Origin of the sequence: Aminobacter sp. AP02 (assembly GCF_003148805.1) — a bacterium.
GTDB lineage: Bacteria > Pseudomonadota > Alphaproteobacteria > Rhizobiales > Rhizobiaceae > Aminobacter.
In genome coordinates this window covers 77,667-99,524 of record NZ_QGGX01000012.1, presented here as the reverse complement: position 1 = coordinate 99,524, position 21,858 = coordinate 77,667, and the positions used below count along the sequence as shown (strand labels likewise).

The following is a 21,858-nucleotide window of genomic DNA, read 5'->3' as shown; positions in this document are numbered from 1 at the left end:
CCGTAACTTCCAACAAGGGCATCGATGTGTCTGAACTCGAGACTGGCCAACCCGCCCCGCAATTCTCACTGCCGCGCGACGGCGGGGGCATTCTGACGCTTTCCGACTTTGCCGGCAAACCGGTTGTCCTTTATTTTTATCCCAAGGACGATACGAGCGGCTGCACCGCCCAGGCGATCGACTTTACCCAGCTCAAGCCACAGTTCGAGAAGGCCGGTGCCGTCGTCATCGGCATCTCGCCCGACAGCGCCAAGAAACACGACAAATTCAAGGCCAAGCACCAAATTGGCATCGATCTCGTGGCCGACGAGGAGCGAAAAGCGCTTGAAGCCTATGGCGTGTGGACTGAAAAATCGATGTATGGCCGCAAATACATGGGCGTCGAGCGCTCGACCTTCCTGATCGGCGCCGACGGCAAGATTGTGCGGATCTGGCGCAAGGTGAAGGTTCCAGGCCATGCCGCCGAGGTCCTGGAGGCGGTGAAGGCGCTCTAGGCAAGAATTGCAAATTGCGGAACCGATCCCTTTTCCCGGCGTTTCAGTAAAGACGAACTCAACGGGAGAACGAACATGTTCCGCAGCCTCATCCTTTGGATGATTGGTATTCCTATTCCAATCATCATCCTTCTTTGGTTGTTCTTGCGCTGACGAAGGCGATGCTCTGGCGCCATTACCTGGCGACTACCAGATACCGAAACTGCTGAACTTCAGCATTCTCACGTACGCTTTGCCGATATTTGACAGATCGAACAATCCCGCTGCGTTGTTTCGCGGCGGGATTTGCCTTTCCGGCACCCGGCCACCCAAAGCCAGACGTCTGCCGCAAAGCTTTGTTAACCCTAATAATGTGTAATCGGCCCGTCGCTGTCTCGTGATGAGAGTTCGGTCCGGTGAAAGCTGCAAATCAGGCGCCTGTTTTCGGCAGGCGCAAAGAACCCCATACCGTCATCATCGCGCGCGGCAACGAGATCCGCCATTTCACCGTACGCCCGTGGGTAGCGGCGGCGGCCGGTTCCGCCTTTGCCGCCGTCGCCGTTGGCTATCTCCTGGCCACGTCCTATCTTGTACTACGCGATGACCTGATCGGAGCGACGACGGCGCGCCAGGCGCGCATGCAGCACGCTTATGAGGATCGCATTTCCGCCCTTCGCGCACAGGTCGACCGCATCACCAGCCGGCAGTTGCTCGACCAGCAATTGATGGAAACCAAGGTCACGGAGCTTTTGGCGCGCCAGTCACAGCTTAGCCAGCGCCACGGCCGCCTCGGACCGATTCTTGAGCGCGCGGCCGCGAATGCGACCGCACCCTCTACCCCCAGCAAAGCTGCCGACGAACGCGCCGAACTTACCAACAAGACGATCGAACAAACCGGCGCGCTCGCATACGCCGCGGCGGACTCGGCTGCTGCACGCCCTTTTTCGTTCTGGTCGACCAGATCGACCACAGCCGACAGTGAAAGCAGCGCCGATCGCGCCGACAAGCTGTTCGTAACGATCAACAAATCGCTGCGCAGCATCGAGGACGACCAGGTTGAACGAATCGGCATGCTTGCCGAAAACGCTTACCAGACCGCGGGGGCCATCACGGACGCACTCGAGGATGCCGGGCTGCCTGTTGCCGCCGATTTCGGCAAATCGGGTGTTGGCGGCCCGCTGGTGCCCGTGGACAATCCAAAGGCTTTCGACAGCAAGGTCAGGGAGCTCGACGAAGCGCTTGATACACTCGACCGCCTCAAGAACGAGGCGCGCAAGCTGCCGCTGGCCAATCCTGCCGCCGGCCGCTCGATCTCGAGCACGTTCGGCGTCCGCACCGATCCGCTGATCGGCGCGCCCGCGCTTCATTCAGGCATGGATTTCCGCGCCCCCTATGGCGCGTCCGCGCGTGCCACCGCAGCCGGCACGGTCACCAAGGCCGGCTGGAACGGTGGTTATGGCCGCATGGTCGAGATCGACCATGGTGGCGGCTTCACGACGCGTTATGCACATCTGAGCAAGGTGCTGGTGGCGCCGGACCAAAAGGTGGTCGTCGGCGACGAGGTCGGCGAAGTCGGCAGCAGCGGTCGCTCGACCGGCCCACATTTGCACTACGAAGTGCGTCGCGACGGCGAAGCCGTGGACCCGTTGCGCTTCATCAAGGTCGGAAAAAAACTAGGGCAGTATCTCTAGCTCGCATCGAATCGACAATCGCGACGTTTCGCCAATCGATACCGCCGACCGATTCGCCTTTGCCGCGCGACGAGACTTCGCGCTCATGAATCACGCACCAAACTGATTCTGCCGATCGCCATTGATTCGGCGCAGCGGCCCACGAGCACCGTGGCGCTGCGTATGCAGTTGATGCTTTGGCGGTGGTCGAAACCGCGCTCGAAGGCGCTGTCCAGCATATTAATTCGGAGGATTACGAAAAGGACCGAAGCCCTTGAAAAACTGGCGCGAGTGACGGGGCTCGAACCCGCGACCTCCGGCGTGACAGGCCGGCACTCTAACCGACTGAGCTACACCCGCGCTCTGGACGTTGGCGCTGGGCGCCGCGTCGTTGGCGGTGAATTACGGCGTTCGATGGGTAGTGTCAAGCGACATCGAAAAGATAATCGACAATCTTCGTCGTCTATTTTTCGAAGCGCCCAAAACCCGGCTTATCCACTGCCGCACCTGCCCTTGCGGCATGTATTTGAACTTGCAGAGAGAAGACGAACCGCTTATTGCTCCGCGCGGTTGGGGCGATTAGCTCAGTTGGTAGAGCGCTTCGTTTACACCGAAGATGTCGGCGGTTCGAGCCCGTCATCGCCCACCATCCCCTCCTCCCTCCCGAGATCATGCTCTGGCGCTATGTCGCGGCGCCCCGCGCCGTTGCATGGGTTCATGCGTCGACCGAAAACGCCGCCGACGGCACCGGGCGCAGCGATGCAAGTCACACCAGGCCTAAATCTGGACTGCTGACAAAAAATGATGCAGAAAATCGAAGATGAACGCCAAGGCAACCACCGTTTGCTTTCCCTTCATCGGTGACCTTTTTGGTGGGAGTCACCTTTCAGCACTTGGCTTGATCAAAAACCTCGACCACTCGCGTTTTTCTCCGCTCGTTGTACTGCAGATTTCCGATGGGCCCGTCGCCGAGATCTTCAGGCGAGAGGGTGTTCAGTTCGAGACCGCCCCCGCCCAGACGCATCTGGCCCGTGGACAAAAGCGCGACGGCGCAGCTGTCGCCACCGTCGCCCGGACACTTCCAGCCTTTACACGGTTCTTGAAGGCCCGCGACGCGGCGATCGTGCACACAAATGATGGCCGCACCCACATCGCCTGGGGGCTCGCGGCGCGATTCGCGGGCTCCAAGCATCTTTGGCACCATCGCAACGACTCATCGTCATTCGGCCTGCGCCGCGTTGCACCCTGGCTTTCCCACCATGTGGTGGCGGTATCGAAGTTTGCCTCGCCTCGCCCTGCGCTGATTTCGGCCGCAGGCAAATGCAGCGTCGTTCACAGCCCCTTCGACGTGAACATGTCGGCGGGGATGGAGCGGTCGGAGGCCCGAAGCAAGGTGCTTGCCGAAATTGGAGTCCCAGCCGAGACGCAGCTTTTCGGCTACGTCGGCACTTTGGTCGAGCGCAAACGGCCGGTTCTGTTTGTCGAGGCTCTAGCAGCAATGAAGCGAATGGCCCCCGACATGAAGCTGGCAGGCTTGCTGCTCGGCAATTCGCTCAATGGCCTCGACGACCAGGCGAAATCGCGTGCCGAAGCACTCGGTATCGCCGAACACATCCACTTCCTGGGCTTTCGCTATCCCGTCGAGCCTTGGGTCGCGGCACTTGACGCGCTTTTGGTGACGGCCGTGGATGAGCCGTTGGGAAGGACCATTGTCGAAGCGATGCTGCTGGGCACTCCGGTCGTCGCCGCTGACTCGGGCGGCAATCCGGAAGCGATCGAAGATGGCGAAACCGGGTTGCTGGTTCGCCCCGACGAGCCCGATGAGTTTGCCAAGGCGGGCTTGAAGCTTGTTCGAGAGCCGTCGATGCGGCGGCACATCGTCGAAACGGCCCGCAGCAATGCACGTGCGCGTTTCAGCGTCGAGCGACATGTGCGCGAGATCACTCGGGTCCACAAAACGGCTTGCGGAACTCTACTGCCAGTCACTTGATCTGGAAGGAGCGGCCGACCTGGCGGCACCGCGTTTCATGACCGTGCGCTTCGGCAACGTGCTTGGTTCGAGTGGATCGCTGATCCCGCTGTTCAAGCGGCAACTTGCGCATGGCGGGCCGTTGACTGTCACGCACCCGGAGATGATGCGGTTTTTCATGACCATTCGCGAAGCCGTCGAACTGACGCTTCAGGCTTCGGCCTATGGCCTCGAAAAGAAGCTCGGCAGTGGCGAAATCTTCGTTCTCGACATGGGCGAGCCAATCAAGATCATCGACATCGCCAGGCGGATGATCCGCCTGGCCGGCTTTGTACCCGATCAGGACGTGCACATTCAGATCGTTGGCTGCCGCCCAGGAGAAAAGCTGTTCGAAGAGCTTTTTGACGTCACCGAAAAGCGGGTCAACCCGCCCGTCCCTGGTGTCATGGGAGCGGTGCCGACGCCGGTACCGCTGGCCGTACTCTACGAAGGCTTCGAGCGCCTACGATCGGCGGCGCTGGAAGGCGACGCCAAGTCTGCTTCTGAAACGATGAGTTTCATCCTGTCGCAGAGCACCGGACGTAACAACGGGCTGTCGTCATGAGCCACTTGCAGCCCTCCCCCACGACCATGCCGCAATCCCAACACAACATCAGACAAAGCCATCTCGACCGCTTGGAAGCCGAGGCCATCCACATCTTCAGGGAAGTCGCAGCGACGTTTTCGAAGCCAGTGATGCTTTATTCGGTGGGCAAGGATTCTTCGGTCCTGCTGCATTTGGCGATGAAGGCCTTCTACCCCGCCAAGCCACCGTTTCCGTTCCTCCATGTCGACACGACTTGGAAGTTTCGCGAAATGATCGCTTTCCGCGATGCCATGATGACCCTTCACGGCTTCGATCTTCTGGTGCACATCAACGAAGATGGCGTGCGCGAAGGTATCAACCCCTTCGTTCACGGTTCCAACACCCATACGCATGTGATGAAGACCGTTGCGCTGAGACAAGCGCTCGACAAATACGGTTTTGATGCGGCTTTCGGCGGTGCCCGGCGCGACGAGGAAAAATCCCGCTCCAAGGAGCGCATCTTCTCCTTCCGTAACGCCAATCATGCCTGGGACCCCAAGAACCAGCGCCCGGAAATGTGGAAAATCTACAACACGCGCGTCGCGGCAGGTGAATCGATCCGCGTCTTTCCGCTGTCGAATTGGACTGAGCTCGATATCTGGCAATACATCCTGCTGGAAGAAATTCCGATTGTGCCGCTCTACTTCGCCAAGTTGCGTCCCGTCGTCGAGCGTGCCGGCATGCTTATCCTGCGCGACGACGAGCGGATGGAATTGCTGCCAGGCGAGGCCGTCGAGGACCGCCTCGTTCGCTTCCGAACCCTCGGCTGCTATCCGCTGACCGGCGCCATTGAATCGGATGCTTGCGACCTTCAAGCGATCGTCAGGGAAATGCTCACCGCTCGGACTTCCGAGCGACAGGGCCGTGTCATCGACAAGGATGAGGCCGGCTCCATGGAAAAGAAGAAGCGCGAGGGCTACTTCTGATGACGAGGCACGACCTTCCCGTTTCCGCCGCTTTATTCGACTATGGCGATTTCATAGCGGACCAAAACGAAAAATCGTTGCTGAGGTTCCTGACCTGCGGTTCAGTCGATGACGGCAAGTCGACGCTGATCGGCCGCCTGCTCTACGACACCAAACTGATTTTCGAGGACCAGCTTGCAGCACTGGAAAGGGATTCCAGCAAACATGGAACCAATGGTGCCGACATCGACTTCGCGCTTCTGGTCGATGGGCTGGAGGCCGAGCGCGAGCAAGGCATCACCATCGACGTTGCCTATCGCTTCTTCTCGACCCCGAAGCGCAAGTTCATCGTCGCCGACACGCCCGGCCACGAGCAGTACACCCGCAACATGGCCACCGGCGCTTCGACAGCCGACCTCGCCATTGTACTGGTCGATGCGCGCCGAGGCATTTTGCAGCAGACCCGCCGCCATTCGATCATTGCCTCCCTGCTCGGCATCCGTCACATCGCGCTTGCCGTGAACAAGATCGACCTGGTCGATTTTGACCGTCAGGTTTTCGAACGTATTTCGGCCGAATATCTCGGTTTTGCATCAGGTCTCAGCTTCGCGTCGGTCGAGCCCATACCGATGTCGGCGCGCCATGGCGACAACGTCACCCGACGCTCGGATGACATGCGCTGGTATCCGGGCCCTACGCTGCTCGAACACCTCGAGGCGGCCGCGATAGACTGCGACACAGCCGACAAGCCGTTCCGCCTCCCCGTTCAGTATGTGAACCGGCCCAACCAGGATTTTCGCGGTTTCTCGGGCACCATCGCGTCTGGGCTTGTCACCACGGGCCAGACATTGGTCGCGACCAAATCCGGACGCCGCTCGCGTGTGAAACGGGTTCTCGTTGGTGCAACCGATAGTCCGCTTGCTGTCGCCGGCCAGTCAGTGACCCTCTTGCTGGAAGACGAGATCGAGATCTCGCGTGGCGACGTGCTGTCAGCGGCCGACGCCCGACCCGAACTCGCCGACCAGTTCCAGGCAACGATCGTCTGGTTCGACGACAAGCCCCTGTTGCCCGGCCGGCCGTACATCCTGCGCACGGAGACAGATCAGGCTGGGGTGACCGTGACCGCACTCAAGCACCGGATCAATGTCGCGAGCTTCGCCAAGGAAGCCGCCGCATGCCTCGACATGAACGAGATCGGCGTATGCGATCTGTCGACCCAGGTGCCAATCGCTTTCGACCGCTACGGCGACAATCGCGTCACCGGCGCGTTCATCCTGGTCGACCGCATGACCAACGCCACAGTGGGCGCAGGCATGATCAGCCACCCCTTGAGGCGGGCCCGCAACATTCACTGGCAGAAGCTCGACGTCGACCGCCGCCAGCACGCGGCTCAGAAGCATCAGAAGCCGGTCGTGCTCTGGTTCACCGGCCTGTCGGGTTCGGGCAAGTCGACAATTGCCAACCTGCTCGAGAAAAAACTGAATGCGGCAGGCCGCCACACCTACCTGCTCGACGGCGACAACATCCGCCACGGACTGAACCGGGATCTGGGTTTCACCGACGAGGACCGTGTTGAAAACATTCGTCGCGTGGTCGAAGTGGCCCGACTGATGGCCGACGCGGGGCTCATCGTGCTCGTTTCTTTCATTTCGCCATTCCGCGCCGAGCGTCAGATGGCGCGTGAACGGATGCAAGAGGGCGAGTTCGTCGAAATATTCGTCGACACGCCATTCGAGGAATGCGCAAGGCGCGATCCGAAGGGGCTCTATGCGCAAGCGCTCAATGGCGCGATCAAAAACTTCACCGGTCTCGATTCGCCCTATGAGGCGCCGGAACAGCCTGAGCTACATCTACAAACACTCGGCAAGGACGCCGAGGAGATGGTTGACGAGTTGGATCGCTGGCTCAACCAAAACTACATCGTCGCCGATCCTGCCTGATAATCCTCCCGCAGATGCGCACGTTTGTCGTCGATCGTCCGGTCGGACGCGCTGCCGACGATGGTCGGCGTCTGCTTACTGATGCAAGACATCCTCTTACCTATCGTCACTTCCACATCCTTGTGCAGTATGTGGATTTTCTTGTCGCTGCAGGCCAAAAGCTGCGAACCACTGTGCATGGTCTTGGCGGGTGACAGGCGATAGGATGTTGAACTTCGATCCATCTGGTCATCCGATAAGGCCAAGCGGAAACCAACAAGGACAAGATGCGGGATACATCAGGGGTGAGCAGAGAAAGTCCGGCGGGGCGTCATGCGATCAGCGCGGACTTGATCGCGGTACTTGTCGCTGCCCCGAATGGCAGCCCGATGGTGCTGACGATCAAGAACGCGACCGCCCTGCCCTCCGGGCCGTTCGAACTCGGCCACAGGTCTCTGCAATCGGGCCTGCGCGACTGGGTCGAACAGCAGACTGGCCATCCGCTCGGCTATATCGAGCAACTCTACACTTTCGCCGACCGTGACCGCAGCAGCGACGAAATGGCCAACCGAGTAATCTCGATCAGCTATCTTGGCCTGACGCGCGAGGAGCCGGCGCATGGCACGCCGCCCGGCAGCTGGCGCAGCTGGTACGAGTTCTTCCCATGGGAAGACCACCGCGCCGGCGCGCCTGAAATCATCCAGGACATCATCGTGCCGCGGCTACGCCAATGGGCCGACGGGGCCGGCCAGCAGGACATGCGCCAAAACCGCCTACGGCGCGCCGCGAGCGCCTTTGGCTTCGACGACCGTCAATGGAACGAAGAGCTCGTTCTCCAGCGCTACGAATTGCTCTACGAAGCCGATCTTGTCGAAGAAGCCGTTCGAGCGAAGGGCACCGGCGAGGCGTCTGCCGTCCCGAGCCGCTCGATGAGTGGCGACCACCGCCGCATCCTTGCCACTGGCATCGCCCGTCTCAGGACCAAGATCAAATACCGGCCCGTGGTTTTCGAACTGATGCCACCCGAATTTACGTTACTGCAGTTGCAGCGTGCGGTGGAGGCGCTTGCAGGGCTCACCGTCCACAAGCAGAATTTTCGACGCCTGATCGAGCAGCAGGACCTGGTTGAAGAGACCGGCCAGATGAGCTCTGACACTGGGGGGCGGCCGGCGAAACTGTTCCGCTTCCGCCACGCCGTTCTCGACGAGCGGACTGTCGCAGGAACCAAATAGCCAAAATCGAGCTTGACAGACCTTATGCTCATGATAAGCATATATCCTTATTATACTCATCCAGAGCATAATAAGGATGGCAAATGTCCGGCATCTCTCTCTCCGCCGCCTCGCTCTACAACCGTGTCCAGCGCGTCATCCCGGCAATCGAGTGGCCGGCATTTTGCCAAGACATCGACGCTATCCTGAGGCTCAAACGTGAGCGCAACGCGGTCATCCTGGCGCACAACTACCAGACGCCCGAGATATTCCACTGCGTGGCCGACATCGTTGGCGACAGCCTGGCACTCGCCCGCAAGGCGATGGAGGTCGAGGCCGACGTGATCGTGCTCGCCGGCGTGCATTTCATGGCCGAGACCGCCAAACTGCTGAACCCGTCCAAGACGGTGCTGATCCCCGACATGGGCGCCGGCTGCTCGCTGGCCGATTCGATCACGCCCGAGGACATCCGCCTGCTGCGCCAGCGCTATCCCGGCGTGCCCGTCGTTACCTACGTCAACACCTCGGCCGCGGTGAAGGCGGAATCGGATATCTGCTGCACGTCGGGCAATGCCAAGGCGGTCGTGGAATCGCTGGGCGTGCCGCGCGTGCTGATGCTGCCGGACGAATATCTGGCGCAGAACATCGCAACCCAGACCGACGTTGAGATCATCGCCTGGAAGGGCCACTGCGAGGTGCATGAGCGCTTCACACCCGAAGACATCCGCGAAATGCGGGCGGCGCATCCCGGCGTCACCGTGCTGGCTCACCCCGAATGCCCGCCCGACGTCGTTGCCGAGGCTGATTTCGCAGGATCGACAGCTGCCATGTCCGACTATGTCGGCGCGAACAAACCGTCGCGGGTCGTGCTGGTGACCGAATGCTCGATGAGCGACAACGTCGCGGTCGAGCACCCCGATGTCGAGTTCGTCCGCCCCTGCAATCTGTGCCCGCATATGAAGCGGATCACGCTTGGCAACATCCGGGAGGCTCTGGAACTAGACAAGCACGCCGTGACCATCAACCCTGCCATTGCCGCCCGCGCCCGTCTGGCGGTCGAGCGGATGCTCTCGGTATGAGCGATCTCCGCGACCTGGCGGGTCGCCCTGTCATCATCGGCGGCGGCGTGGCGGGGCTGATGACGGCACTCGAACTGGCGCCGGAGCCAGTGGTGCTATTGTCTGCCGCTCCGCTGGGCAGCGGAGCATCGAGTGCGCTCGCCCAGGGCGGGCTCGCCGCAAGTGTCGGACTGGACGACAGTCCCGCGCGGCACGTTGCCGATACGCTGGCTGCCGGCGACGGGCTGTGCGACGAAGCAGTAGTCAAGCGCATCGTCGAAGCGGCGCCGGAGGCAATCGAGAAGCTGGAGCGCCTCGGCGTTGTCTTCGATAGAACGCCCGGTGGCCGGCTTCATCTCGGGCTGGAGGCAGCTCACGGCCGCCGCCGCATCGTCCATGCGGCGGGTGCTGCGACCGGAAGCGAGCTGATGCGCGCGTTGATGGCTGCGGTTCGCGTCACGCCTTCCATCACGATTGTCGAAGGGTTCGAGGCGCGACGGCTTGTGGTCGAGGACGGAGCCATTGCAGGCGTCCTCGCCGAAGGCCGCACCGAACATGTCACGCTGGCAACCGCCAGTGTGGTGCTCGCCACAGGCGGTGTTGGCGAATTGTTCCAAGATACCACCAACCCGCTTGGCTGCTTCGGCCAGGGCCTGGCGCTTGCCGCACGCGCCGGGGCTGAACTCGCCGACCTCGAATTCGTGCAGTTTCATCCGACCGCGCTCGATGGAGCGCAGCGCCCGATGCCCTTGATCAGCGAGGCGGTGCGCGGCGAAGGCGCTGTGCTGATCGACGAGGCCGGCCGACGTTTTCTCGCCGACCTGCCAGGTGCCGAACTTGCCACCCGCGATGCTGTGGCGCGCGGCGTTTTCCGCCACCTCGCACGTGGGCATCGCGTTTTTATTGATGCAAGGCAATGCATCGGCCAAGCCTTCGCGAGCCGCTTCCCGGCCATCGAAGCATTCTGCCGCGAAGCAGGTATAGACCCGGAGATCCAGCCCATTCCGGTACGCCCGGCTGCACATTACCACATGGGTGGTGTGGCCGTGGATGCCGAGGGCCGTAGTTCGGTGTTTGGCCTGTGGGCCTGCGGCGAAGTCGCCTCGACCGGGCTGCACGGTGCCAACCGGCTTGCCAGCAACTCCCTGACCGAGGCCGTGGTAACCGCAAGCTGGGCCGCAAAGAGCGTAGGAGGCGCGACCGCCGGCAGCCGGAAAATCCCAGCGGAAACCACTATGCCCGCGCGTTCCGATCCAACGCTTGCACGCAACATCGTCTCGCATGCCATGGGTATCCTGCGCGATGGCGACGGCCTGCGAAACGCGGCGGCCGCCTTCCGGCCGCTTGCTGCGGGAAGTTCCGCTGCCGCGGATCCGGCAGTAGTGGGGTTGATGATGGTTGTCTCGGCGCTTCACCGCAAGGAGAGCCGTGGCGCGCATTGCCGGACGGATTTCCCGCTCCGCGACGTCGTCGCACGACGGTCGAAAGTCACCCTCGGTTCTATCCTCGAAACGGCTGCCGAACTCGATGCCACCCCGCTTGCCCGGAGCGCCTGAAATGAACCTGCCCCCCCTGCCCCAGATCATGCTGGAACCGCTGGTTCGTGCCGCCTTGCTCGAAGATCTCGGACGCGCCGGCGACCTGACCACCGATTCCATCGTTCCAGCCGACCTGCGCGCGACAGTTGTGCTCGCGGCGCGTCAGCCGGGCATCGTTGCCGGGCTCGATCTTGCCGCCCTTGCCTTCCGTCTGATCGATCCAGCCATTGAGATCAAAGTTGCAAAACCCGACGGCTCAGCAATCGCCGCAGGCGAGACAATCGCCACGTTGAGCGGCCCCGCACGCGGGCTTCTGACAGCCGAGCGCGTCGCGCTCAACTTCCTGTGCCATCTCAGCGGCATCGCCAGCGCGACGGCTGCAATTGTCAACGCCGCGCGCCATCACAAGGCGAGCATCGTGTGCACGCGCAAGACCACGCCTGGCCTGCGCGCGCTCGAAAAATATGCCGTGCGCTGCGGCGGTGGCTCCAATCACCGCTTCGGCCTCGATGACGCCGTGCTGATCAAGGACAACCACATCGCCATCGCAGGTGGCGTCCGCCCAGCGATCGAGCGCGCCAAGGCCGGCGTCGGTCATCTGGTGAAGATCGAGGTCGAGGTCGATACGCTGGACCAGTTGGCCGAAGCACTGGCGCTCGGCGTCGACGCGGTCCTGCTCGACAACATGACCACCGAACAGCTTTCGCGCGCGGTAAAAATGGTCGGCGGGCGCGCCATCACCGAGGCATCCGGCGGTGTTACGCCAGCCACCGCACCGGCAATCGCCGCCACAGGTGTCGACCTGATTTCGATTGGCTGGCTGACCCACAGCGCTCCGATCCTGGACATTGGGCTGGACACGGTCGGCTGATCAAGGCAATGGTCCCGCCCCGGGTGGGGAAGCAACGTTGGCATGGAGATCGCATGACCGCCGAAATGCACTTGAACGGCACCTCGCAACAGTTCAACGCCATGCGCTCGGCCTGGACGCTTGAAGAGGCGCGAGCAATCTATGATTCGCCCTTCAACGACCTTCTCTTCCGTGCCCAGACGGTCCATCGCCAGAATTTCGAGCCCAATCGCGTCCAGCTTTCGCGCTTGCTTTCGATCAAGACCGGCGGCTGCCCCGAGGATTGCGGCTATTGCAGCCAGTCGTCGCGCCATGAATCCGGCCTCAAGGCCTCGAAGCTGATGGAAGTGCAGCGCGTGCTGGCCGAGGCCAAGAAGGCCAAGGACGCCGGTGCTACCCGCTACTGCATGGGTGCTGCCTGGCGCAGCCCCAAGGAACGCGACATGGATGCGGTCGTCGCCATGATCGAGGGCGTCAAGGACATGGGCATGGAGACCTGCATGACGCTCGGCATGCTCGATCTCGGCCAGGCGCAGCGGCTGAAAGAAGCCGGCCTCGACTACTACAACCACAACATCGACACCTCAGAGCGCTACTACAACGAGATCATCACCACACGCACCTTCGCCGACCGGCTGGACACGCTGGCCAATGTCCGCGACAGCGGCATCAAGGTCTGCTGCGGCGGCATCGTCGGCATGGGCGAGGAAAAGGCCGACCGCGTCGACATGCTGGTGACGCTGGCGAACCTGCCCGAGCATCCCGACTCGGTGCCGATCAACATGCTGATCCCGATCGAGGGCACACCGCTGGGCGAAGCCGAGCCGATCGAGCCGATCGAATTCGTCCGCACCATCGCCCTTGCCCGCATCATGATGCCGAAGTCGCATGTGCGCCTTTCGGCCGGGCGTACGGCGATGAGCGACGAGATGCAGGCGTTGTGCTTCTTTGCCGGCGCCAACTCGATCTTCGTCGGCGACACGCTTCTGACTGCCGAAAACCCCGGGGAAGACAAGGACACAGCGCTGTTCCGCCGTCTCGGCATCCAGCCGATGGAGCGCGGCGAGTAGTGAGCGACCGGGCCCTGCTCGACCGCTACGAGGCCAGCCTGCGCGGGCTGGCCCGCAAGAGCCGGCTGCGGTCGCTCAGCGGTCGCGCCGGGCTCGATTTCGCTTCGAACGACTATCTCGGCCTGGCGGGCAACCGGCGCATGGCTGAAGCGGTCGCGACAGCGCTTGCCAACGGAACCCCTGTCGGCGCCACCGGCTCGCGCCTGCTACGCGGCAATGACCCACACCACGAGGCGCTGGAGGAGAAGGCAGCTAGGTTCTTCGGTGCCGAGCGGGCGCTGTTTTTCGGTGGCGGTTATGTCGCCAATTTCGCCGTGCTTACCACCTTGCCGCAAAAGGGCGACCTGATCGTTCTGGATGAACTGATCCATGCCAGCGCCCATGAAGGCGCGCGCGCCGGCCGTGCCGAGGTGGTGGAAGTCAAGCATAATGATGCTGATGCGGTGGACGACGCTATCAAGACCTGGCGCGCCGGCGGCGGCATCGGTCGTGCATGGATCGTTGCCGAAAGCCTCTACAGCATGGATGGCGACCGAGCCCCGCTGGCCGAGTTGATGGCCGTTGCCGACCGGCACGACGCTTTCCTGTTCGTCGACGAGGCGCATGCCACCGGCGTCTACGGGCCTCAGGGGCGCGGGTTGGCGCATTACCTCCAAGGCCGCGACAATGTCGTGGTGCTGCACACTTGCGGCAAGGCACTGGGCGGTTCGGGCGCACTGGTCACAGCGCCAGCAACGCTCGCCGACTACATCGTCAACCGCTGCCGGCCCTTCATCTATGCCACGGCACCTTCGCCGCTGATGGCGGTCGCGGCGATGGAGGCGCTCGACATGCTCGCCGACGAGCCTGAACGCCGCGCAAAGCTCGCGGCGCTCGTCACATTGGCCGGAACTGGGACCGAGGCAATCGGCCTCAAGCCGAGCGGCACCCAGATCCTGCCACTCATCGTCGGCGACAACGGCCGCGCCATGGCTCTGGCCGAAGCACTTCAACAACGCGGCTTCGACGTACGCGGTATCCGCCCGCCGACCGTGCCCGAGGGCACCGCGCGGCTAAGGATCTCGCTCACGCTGAATGTCGGTGAAGCGGATGTTTCGGCGCTGTTCGAAGCGCTCGCAGAGGAATGGAAGCGATGAGCAACGCCATCGTCGTTACAGGCACCGATACCGGCATCGGCAAAACAGTGTTTGCTGCGGGGCTTACCGTGCTGCTCGACGGCACTTACTGGAAGCCGGTGCAGTCTGGCATCGAGGAAGAGACCGACAGCGCGATCGTCACCCGCCTCGCCGGCTTGCCGGCCGAACGCGTTCTGCCGGAAGCTTGGCTGCTGAACGAGCCCTTGTCGCCGCACCGCGCCGCCGAACTCGACGGCGTCGAGATCGATGCCGACGCGTTGACCCTGCCCACCACCGACCGTCCGCTGGTCGTCGAGGGGGCCGGCGGGCTGATGGTGCCGGTCAACCGGCGCACGCTCTACATCGACATTTTTGCGCGGTGGCGAGCGCCAGTCGTGTTGTGCGCCCGAACCGGGCTCGGCACGATCAACCACACCTTGCTTTCCATCGAGGCGCTGCGCAGGCGTTCAGTACCGCTGCTCGGTGTCGCCTTCATCGGCGACGAAAACGCCGACACCCAGCGTACCATCGCCGAAATGGGCGAGGTGCGCGTGCTCGGCCGCCTGCCCCGGCTCGACCCGCTGACGTCGACTTCGCTTCTTAGGGCCATGCAGGCGTCATTCGACACTGCCTATTTCCTGGAGGCCAGGACATGAGCCGTTCCGCCGTCTGGCACCCATTTACCCAGCACGCTACCGAACCCGTGCCGCCGACCATAGCACGCACCGACGGCGCTTATGTCGAAACGGCTGAAGGCAAGCGCATCCTCGACGCGATCTCGTCCTGGTGGGTCATCACCCATGGACACCGCACGCCCAGAATTGTCGAGGCGATCCGCACCGCCACCGAAACGCTCGATCAGGTGATCTTCGCCGGGCTGACGCACGAGCCAGCCGAGCAGTTGGCCTCGGCACTCGTCGAGATAGCGCCCGCGGGGCTCGACTGGGTATTCTATTCCGACAGCGGTTCGACCAGCGTCGAGGTGGCACTGAAGATGGCACTCGGCTTCCACCGCAACAACGGAGCTGCCCGCTCGCGCATCGTCGTCATGGAACACAGCTATCACGGCGACACCATCGGCACGATGAGCGTCGGTGCGCGCGGCGTGTTCAACGCTGCCTACGATCCGCTGCTGTTTGAGGTCGACACTATTCCCTTCCCGGCCCCTGGCCACGAGCAGGAAACGCTCAACCGGTTCGAGGCGCTGACCCGAGATGGAAAGGCGGCGGCGCTGATACTGGAACCGCTGGTACTCGGCGCCGGTGGCATGCTGATGTATCCGGCCTGGGTGCTGACCGAACTCAAGCGGATCGCCGAGAATTCAAGCACGCTGCTCATCGCCGATGAAGTGATGACCGGCTGGGGCCGCACCGGCACGATGTTCGCCTGCGAGCGAGCGGGCATTGCGCCCGACATCTTGTGCACGTCCAAGGGCCTGACCGGCGGTTCGGTGCCGCTGGCGGCGACCCTGGCGACAGACGCGATCTTCCAGGCGCATTTCTCGACCGACCGCGCCAAGACTTTCTTCCACTCCAGTTCCTACACAGCGAACCCCATCGCCTGCGCCGCGGCGCTTGCCAATGTGTCGATATGGCGTGACGAGCCGGTGGCCGAGCGGGTGACAGAACTGTCGCGGATGCAGGCGGAGAAGATCGCGCGCTTCGACGGCGATGCACGCTTCGAAAACGTGCGCAGCACCGGCACCATTGCGGCTATAGACCTGCGCGTCGGCAAGGCGGGCTATCTCGCCGAAGTCGGGCCGAAGTTGCGGGCATTTTTCCTCGAACGCGGCCTGCTGGTCCGGCCACTCGGCAATGTCATCTATGTGCTGCCGCCCTATTGCGTGACCTCCGGCGAACTCGACCGACTCTACGACGCCGTCGACGAAGCAGCCGAACTGGTGGGACGCCCGGCGTGAATCGTTCGGCGCGCATCCTCGGTTTCGGCCACCACGTTCCCTCGCGAAAGGTACCGAACGCCGAGATCGAGACCAGTCTCGGACTGGATGACGGCTGGATCGAAGGACGGACGGGTATCCGCTCGCGTTACTGGGCTGAGCCCCAGGACACGCTGTCGGGACTTGCGGCCAAGGCCGGCGACATGGCGCTCCGAGCCGCCGGCATCGACCGTTGCGGAGTTGGTCTTTTGCTGCTCGCCACCTCGACCCCCGACCATCTCTTGCCGCCGAGCGCGCCGCTTGTGGCGCACCGGCTTGCCCTCACCGCTGCCGGCGGTGTTGACCTTGCCGGCGCTTGCGCCGGTTTCATCTATGCGCTGACCTTCGCCGATGGTTTCGTGCGCCTGCACAACAAGCCGGCGCTCGTCATTGCCGCCAACATCCTGAGCCGCCGCATCAACCCGGCCGACCGAGCAAGCGCTGTGCTGTTCGCCGACGCGGCGGGTGCAGTCATGCTGGGTCCCTCGAACGATCCCGTTCAGGGTATTCTCGGCGCTTCGGTGGCTTCGGAGGGTGCGGGCTACGGACTGATCCAGATCCCTGCCGGCGGCAGCAGCCGCCCCTTCGCCGACGAACTGGACATCGCCGAGACTCGCATGACAATCGCCAATGGCCGCGAGGTTTTCGTCAAGGCCGTCGAGATGATGAGCCGGTGTTCTGAGGAAGCTCTGGCGACGGCGAACGTCAGCGCCGCTGAAATCGCCCGCTTCGTGCCGCATCAGGCCAATGCCCGCATCTTCAACGCCGTCGGCAAGTCGCTCGGCATCGCCGACGACCGTATCGTCAAGACGATCGCCGACTACGGAAATTCGTCAGCCGCGACGATCCCTCTGTCGTTGTCGGTCGCGCATGCGGCTCGGCCGTTCCAGCAGGGCGAAAAGCTCTTGCTGGCCGCCGCCGGCGCGGGCCTCACCGGCGGGGCGCTGGTGATTGGAATGTAGGAATACGACGCCGTCCGGCGTAACGGGAGGAAACGAATGCGCAAGATTGTCGCGGGCAAGCTGCATGGCATCCACGTCACCGAAGCCAATCTCGAGTATCACGGCTCGATCACGCTCGACCCCGACCATTGCGAGGAAGCCGGCATCCTACCGATGGAGTTCGTCGAGATCTGGAACAAAAGTTCCGGCGCGCGGATTTCGACCTATGTGATCCTGGGCGAGCGCGGTTCGCGCTGCTGCATCCTCAATGGCGCTGCCGCCCGCACCTGCCAGGCCGGCGACCAAGTCATCATCTGCAATTCGGTCTATGTGAACGAGAGCGAGATCACCACGCTCAAGCCGCGCGTGCTGACCTTCGACAAGGACAACCGCATTGCTGAGCGGCTGACCTATTCGGTCGACCGCGACCAATTCGGTCGCTACAACTTCTCGATCCTGGACGAAACCAGCGCGCGGCTTGCGATCCCCGCGCTGGTGAGCAGTCACTGACTGCGGCAGGCCTTGGCCTGAAGTGCTTAGCCGCGCTCGAGGTGCTCGACAGCGAGGAAGGCGGTCTTGGCTGCCAGCGACAGCTGGTTTGCCGCCTCAATGCGAGCCGGCGTGTAGAAATGCTCTTCGTGCAGCATGTTGACGGTGCCGACGAGCTTGTCGCCGACGAAGACCGGCCAGTTGAGCACCGAGCCACAGCCGAGCGACCAGATCGTCTCATGATCTGGGAACACGTCGGCAATGTCCTTGATCGTGTTGGCGACGAAGGGCTTGCGCTCGACATGGATCTTGTCAAACCAATGCGTGCGGTTGATCGGCTTGGTGCCGGAAACCGGATATGCGTCCGGGTGGCTGGTGTAGGTGCGGCCCGAGCGCTCATTGGCCCAATCGAGCTTCATGACCGTGAACAGCTTGGCGCCGACAACGACGTCGGCCAGCGCCTGAAGCGCCTTCCACACGCCCTCGACTTCGGTGGTGGTCGCAATGGCGGCATCGAAGGCGGCGAGCGCCTCGGCGAAATTGGTTTCTGTCATGACTTACCTCTATTTCAGTTCTGGAGATGAGCCGCGCTGAACTTGGTGAGTTCGCGCGAATAGGGATCGACAAGCGCGCCGCGCTTGAGCTGGTCGACGTCGGCGATCTCGACGACACGGCCATGGCGCATGACGGCAAGACGGTCGCACAGGAACGAGACGACAGGCAGATTGTGGGTGACCATCAGATAGGTCAGCCCCTGCTCGCGGCGCAGGCGCTTGAGCAGGTTGAGAATTTCCGCCTGCACCGACACGTCGAGCGCCGAGGTCGGCTCGTCGAGCAGAAGCATCTGGGGCTTGAGGATCAGGGCGCGCGCGATGGCTACGCGCTGGCGCTGGCCGCCAGAGAGCTGGTGCGGAAAACGAAAGCGGAAGCGGCGGTCGAGGCCGACCGATTGCATGACTTCGTCGACGCGCGCGCCGCTGTCGCCAATGCCGTGGATGGCAAGCGGCTCACTGAGCGTGGCGTCGACAGTCTTGCGCGGATGCAGCGATCCGTAAGGGTCCTGGAACACCATCTGGCACTGCTTGGCGAAACCACGGTCGATGCCATGGCTGCGCGGCGCACCGAAGACCGAGATGGAGCCGGTCCAGCTCTTGGCCATGCCGGCAATCGCCTTGAGCACGGTGGTCTTGCCTGAACCACTCTCGCCGACCAAAGCGAAGCTCTCGCCCTCGGCGACATTGAAGCCGATGCCGTGGGTGACCTTCGAGTCGCCGTAGGAGATGTCGAGATTGTCGATCGCCAGCGCGTTCATGTCGAAGCCCCAGTACGTTCAAGGACAGGAAGTTCGTCGCGGCTTTCGTCGATGCGCGGGATCGAGGCGAGCAGGCCGCGCGTATATGGATGCTTGGCGTTCTTGAGCTCGCCGGCATCGCATTCCTCGACCACTTCGCCGCTGCGCATCACCAGGATACGGTCGCAATAGGCCGAGACGAGGTCAAGGTCGTGGCTGATCAGGATCAGGCCCATGCCCTTGCGCTTGACCAGATCGTCGATGATCTCGAGCACCTGGGCCTGGACCGAGACGTCGAGCGCCGAGGTCGGCTCATCGGCGATCAGGAGGTCCGGTTCGGGGATGAGCATCATGGCGATCATGACGCGCTGACCCATGCCGCCCGACACTTCGTGCGGATAGAGCCCGAGCACACGTTCCGGATCGTTGATGCGCACGGCTTCGAGCATGGCAAGCGTACGGCTGCGGATGTCGCTGCGCGCAAGCTTCTGATGGGTCAGGAGCGCCTCGGCGATCTGGTCGCCGATGGTCATGACTGGGTTCAGCGAGAACTTCGGATCCTGCATGACCATCGAGATGCGGGCGCCGCGGATGGCACGCATCTGCCTTTCGGACAGCGACAGCAGATCGGTGCCGTTGAAGGTCATTTCATCAGCAGTGACCTGGCCGGGCGAACGGATAAGCCGCAGGATCGAGCGACCAGTCATCGACTTGCCCGAGCCGCTTTCGCCGACGATGCCAAGCCGTTCGCGGCCAAGCGTCAGCGACAGGCCCTTGACCACGTCGACCGGGCCGCGCGCCGTGGGGAACGTGACCTTCAGATTGCGGATTTCAAGCAGCGCGTTCATTGCCGATCTCCATGCTTGGGATCAAGCACATCGCGCAGTCCGTCACCGAGGAAGCAGAAGCCGAGGCTGACGATGACGATGGCAAAGCCAGGCATGGTCGCAACCCACCACTGGTCGAGGATGAACGAGCGGCCGCGCGAGATCATGGCGCCCCACTCCGGCAACGGTGGCTGTGCGCCAAGACCGATGAAGCCGAGGCCCGCAGCGGTCAGGATGATGCCAGCCATATCGAGGGTGACGCGGATGATCATCGACGACGTGCACAGCGGTAGGATGTGGTTGACGATGACGCGGAAGGATGAGGCACCTTGAAGCTCGACCGCCGCTACGAACTCGGAATTGCGGATCGTCAGCGTCTCGGCCCTGGCAATGCGGGCATAACCCGGCCAGGTGGCAATCGCGATGGCGATGATGGCGTTCTGGATGCCGGGTCCGAGGGCAGCCACGAAGGCCAGCGCCAGGATCAGCTTGGGCATCGACAGGAAGATGTCGGTGATGCCCATCAGGATACGGTCTGTCCAGCCGCCGAAATAGCCGGCAACGGCACCGACGATCAGCCCGACGGGTGCCGCGAGCACAGCCACCAGCGCCACGATCATCAGCGTGATACGCGCACCGTAGACGACACGGCTCCAGATGTCGCGGCCGAGTTCGTCGGTCCCCATCCAGTTGTCCCAGCTCGGTGGCTTGAGCCGCATGGCGAGATCCTGACCGATCGGCGAATGGGTCGCGATCCATGGCGCAAACAGCGCCACCAGGATGAGCGTCAGCACGATGATCGCGCCGACCATGGCCAAGGGATTGCGCGCAAGGGCATGGCTCAGGCGATAGCTGCGGCCGAGCCGTGCCTGCAGGCGTGAGGACGGGGAATCGTCGAGAAGCCAGTCGCGTGTCGTCGCCATCAGCGTGCCCTCGGGTCGAGGACGCGGTAGAGCACGTCCGAAATCTTGTTGATGCCGATGAACACGGCGCCGATCACCAACGTTGCCCCCAGCACGGCATTCATGTCTGCGTTGAGCAATGCGGTGGTCAGGTAGTTGCCGATGCCGGGCCAGGAGAACACGGTCTCGATCATGACCGAGCCTTCAAGCAGGCCGGCATAAGACAGGCCGATGACAGTGATGAGCGGCACGAGGATCGGCCGGAAGGCATGGCGCCACAGCACAAGCCGCTCTGACACGCCCTTGACACGAGCTGTGGTGACATATTCCTGCGCCAGCTGGTCGAGCATGAAGGAACGCGTCATGCGGGCGATATAGGCCAGGCTGAAGAAGCCGAGCACGGCAGCGGGCAGCGCGATATGGCTCAAGGCGTTGAAGAAGATCTCGGTTTCCCCGGCGATCAGGGAGTCGATCAGCACAAGCCCGGTGACCGGATCGACCATGCCGTCATAGAAGATGTCGAGACGTCCGGGACCTCCAACCCACTGCAGCTTGGCGTAAAACAGCGCCAGGCCGACCAGTCCGAGCCAGAAAGCCGGGATCGAATAGCCGAGCAGTCCGACAACGCGGATGACCTGGTCGAGCAGGCTGCCCTGGCGGCTGGCGGCATAGACACCCATCGGCACGCCGAGCAGCACACCGATCATGATGCCAAGCGTCGCCATCTCCAGCGTTGCCGGGAAAACCCGCTTGAGGTCTTCGACAACCGGCTTGCCGGTGGAGACCGACATGCCGAGGTCGCCAGTCAGAACATTGCCGACATAGTGGAAGAACTGGACGATCAGGGGCTTGTCGAGGCCCATCTCGATACGCGCGGCCTCGTAGACGGCGCGCGGGGCGCGGTCACCGACTACGGCAAGCACAGGATCGATCGGCACGACGCGGCCGATGAAGAAGGTGATGGCAAGCAGGCCAAGGAAGGTAAACGCGATAGCGACCAGGAAACCCAGCACGCCTTTCACTGATTTCCAGGCGTTGCGCGCATTTCGCGACGGGCCGCCGGGCCCTG

Annotated in this window: 21 protein-coding genes, 2 tRNA genes and 1 pseudogene; 17 read left to right on the top strand and 7 right to left on the bottom strand. The window is 62.7% G+C overall.

Features of this window, described 5'->3' with window-relative positions; translation table 11 throughout:
* Positions 1-26 precede the first annotated feature (26 nt).
* Both bcp and C8K44_RS16650 read left to right on the top strand, forming a co-directional pair.
* Entirely contained in the window at positions 27-494 is a 468-nt protein-coding gene (gene bcp, locus C8K44_RS16655) for a thioredoxin-dependent thiol peroxidase (protein WP_109576921.1), read from the top strand.
* A gap of 395 nt (positions 495-889) precedes the next feature.
* Positions 890-2,164, top strand: a complete 1,275-nt coding sequence (locus C8K44_RS16650) for a M23 family metallopeptidase (RefSeq protein ID WP_109576920.1) — start codon at positions 890-892, stop codon at positions 2,162-2,164.
* Between the two features lie 262 nt (positions 2,165-2,426).
* Here the strand turns inward: C8K44_RS16650 and C8K44_RS16645 are convergent.
* Positions 2,427-2,503: transfer RNA gene (locus C8K44_RS16645), tRNA-Asp, on the bottom strand.
* 213 nt (positions 2,504-2,716) lie between these two features.
* Between C8K44_RS16645 and C8K44_RS16640 the strand changes: the two genes are divergently transcribed.
* The 5 genes and pseudogenes from C8K44_RS16640 (at position 2,717) to cysN (ending at position 7,582) form a co-directional block, all read left to right on the top strand.
* A tRNA-Val gene (locus C8K44_RS16640) sits at positions 2,717-2,792 on the top strand.
* A gap of 171 nt (positions 2,793-2,963) precedes the next feature.
* A complete protein-coding gene (locus tag C8K44_RS16635; RefSeq protein WP_109576919.1) occupies positions 2,964-4,133 on the top strand; it encodes a glycosyltransferase family 4 protein in 1,170 nt (389 codons plus the stop codon).
* A pseudogene (locus C8K44_RS16630) lies at positions 4,087-4,620 on the top strand (polysaccharide biosynthesis protein); the annotation flags it as partial. The gene C8K44_RS16635 and the pseudogene C8K44_RS16630, both read left to right, overlap by 47 nt.
* 122 nt (positions 4,621-4,742) lie before the next feature.
* Positions 4,743-5,663: a sulfate adenylyltransferase subunit CysD gene (gene cysD, locus C8K44_RS16625; RefSeq protein ID WP_245417519.1), complete on the top strand. Its 921-nt coding sequence runs from the start codon at positions 4,743-4,745 to the stop codon at positions 5,661-5,663.
* Entirely contained in the window at positions 5,663-7,582 is a 1,920-nt protein-coding gene (gene cysN / locus C8K44_RS16620) for a sulfate adenylyltransferase subunit CysN (protein WP_109576917.1), read from the top strand. Before cysD ends, cysN begins: the two co-directional genes overlap by 1 nt.
* On the opposite strand, the gene C8K44_RS16615 is transcribed toward cysN, so the two are convergent.
* Positions 7,558-7,806 (bottom strand): hypothetical protein, encoded by a 249-nt coding sequence (locus C8K44_RS16615; RefSeq protein WP_146203950.1) that lies wholly within the window; start codon positions 7,804-7,806, stop codon positions 7,558-7,560. The genes cysN and C8K44_RS16615 overlap by 25 nt on opposite strands.
* A gap of 42 nt (positions 7,807-7,848) precedes the next feature.
* Here C8K44_RS16615 and C8K44_RS16610 point away from each other — a divergent pair, with 42 nt between their 5' ends.
* The 10 genes from C8K44_RS16610 to panD all read left to right on the top strand — a co-directional run bounded on the left by C8K44_RS16610 (position 7,849) and on the right by panD (position 17,790).
* Positions 7,849-8,793 carry a hypothetical protein gene (locus C8K44_RS16610; RefSeq protein ID WP_109576915.1) on the top strand — a complete coding sequence of 315 codons (945 nt, stop codon included), beginning with the start codon at positions 7,849-7,851 and terminating at the stop codon, positions 8,791-8,793.
* A gap of 83 nt (positions 8,794-8,876) precedes the next feature.
* The gene (gene nadA, locus C8K44_RS16605) at positions 8,877-9,851 is read left to right on the top strand and encodes a quinolinate synthase NadA (protein ID WP_109576914.1); all 975 of its coding nucleotides are present in this window, start codon (positions 8,877-8,879) and stop codon (positions 9,849-9,851) included.
* Positions 9,848-11,386 (top strand): L-aspartate oxidase, encoded by a 1,539-nt coding sequence (locus C8K44_RS16600; RefSeq protein WP_109576913.1) that lies wholly within the window; start codon positions 9,848-9,850, stop codon positions 11,384-11,386. Before nadA ends, C8K44_RS16600 begins: the two co-directional genes overlap by 4 nt.
* A 1-nt stretch (position 11,387) precedes the next feature.
* Positions 11,388-12,239 (top strand): carboxylating nicotinate-nucleotide diphosphorylase, encoded by an 852-nt coding sequence (gene nadC, locus C8K44_RS16595; RefSeq protein WP_109576912.1) that lies wholly within the window; start codon positions 11,388-11,390, stop codon positions 12,237-12,239.
* A gap of 53 nt (positions 12,240-12,292) precedes the next feature.
* Positions 12,293-13,288 carry a biotin synthase BioB gene (gene bioB, locus C8K44_RS16590; protein WP_109576911.1) on the top strand — a complete coding sequence of 332 codons (996 nt, stop codon included), beginning with the start codon at positions 12,293-12,295 and terminating at the stop codon, positions 13,286-13,288.
* Complete coding sequence (locus tag C8K44_RS16585; protein WP_109576910.1) at positions 13,288-14,424, top strand: 8-amino-7-oxononanoate synthase; 1,137 nt, start codon at positions 13,288-13,290, stop codon at positions 14,422-14,424. The genes bioB and C8K44_RS16585 overlap by 1 nt, the downstream gene beginning before the upstream one ends.
* Positions 14,421-15,059, top strand: a complete 639-nt coding sequence (bioD, locus tag C8K44_RS16580) for a dethiobiotin synthase (protein ID WP_109576909.1) — start codon at positions 14,421-14,423, stop codon at positions 15,057-15,059. Before C8K44_RS16585 ends, bioD begins: the two co-directional genes overlap by 4 nt.
* Positions 15,056-16,321, top strand: a complete 1,266-nt coding sequence (locus tag C8K44_RS16575) for an adenosylmethionine--8-amino-7-oxononanoate transaminase (protein WP_109576908.1) — start codon at positions 15,056-15,058, stop codon at positions 16,319-16,321. Before bioD ends, C8K44_RS16575 begins: the two co-directional genes overlap by 4 nt.
* Positions 16,318-17,301 carry a beta-ketoacyl-ACP synthase III gene (locus C8K44_RS16570; RefSeq protein ID WP_109576907.1) on the top strand — a complete coding sequence of 328 codons (984 nt, stop codon included), beginning with the start codon at positions 16,318-16,320 and terminating at the stop codon, positions 17,299-17,301. The genes C8K44_RS16575 and C8K44_RS16570 overlap by 4 nt, the downstream gene beginning before the upstream one ends.
* 36 nt (positions 17,302-17,337) lie before the next feature.
* Positions 17,338-17,790, top strand: coding sequence for an aspartate 1-decarboxylase (panD, locus tag C8K44_RS16565; RefSeq protein ID WP_109576906.1), 453 nt, complete (start codon positions 17,338-17,340; stop codon positions 17,788-17,790).
* Between the two features lie 26 nt (positions 17,791-17,816).
* Here the strand turns inward: panD and C8K44_RS16560 are convergent, their stop codons facing one another.
* Genes C8K44_RS16560 through C8K44_RS16540 form a run of 5 tightly spaced genes read right to left on the bottom strand, consistent with a single transcriptional unit; the run spans position 17,817 to position 21,811 of the window.
* The gene (locus tag C8K44_RS16560; RefSeq protein WP_109576905.1) at positions 17,817-18,323 is read right to left on the bottom strand and encodes a GAF domain-containing protein; all 507 of its coding nucleotides are present in this window, start codon (positions 18,321-18,323) and stop codon (positions 17,817-17,819) included.
* 14 nt (positions 18,324-18,337) lie between these two features.
* Complete coding sequence (locus C8K44_RS16555; protein WP_109576904.1) at positions 18,338-19,081, bottom strand: ABC transporter ATP-binding protein; 744 nt, start codon at positions 19,079-19,081, stop codon at positions 18,338-18,340.
* A complete protein-coding gene (locus C8K44_RS16550) occupies positions 19,078-19,908 on the bottom strand; it encodes an ABC transporter ATP-binding protein (RefSeq protein ID WP_109576903.1) in 831 nt (276 codons plus the stop codon). The genes C8K44_RS16555 and C8K44_RS16550 overlap by 4 nt, the downstream gene beginning before the upstream one ends.
* Positions 19,905-20,810: an ABC transporter permease gene (locus C8K44_RS16545; RefSeq protein WP_109576902.1), complete on the bottom strand. Its 906-nt coding sequence runs from the start codon at positions 20,808-20,810 to the stop codon at positions 19,905-19,907. The genes C8K44_RS16550 and C8K44_RS16545 overlap by 4 nt, the downstream gene beginning before the upstream one ends.
* The gene (locus tag C8K44_RS16540) at positions 20,810-21,811 is read right to left on the bottom strand and encodes an ABC transporter permease (protein WP_245417518.1); all 1,002 of its coding nucleotides are present in this window, start codon (positions 21,809-21,811) and stop codon (positions 20,810-20,812) included. The genes C8K44_RS16545 and C8K44_RS16540 overlap by 1 nt, the downstream gene beginning before the upstream one ends.
* Between the last annotated feature and the right edge of the window lie 47 nt (positions 21,812-21,858).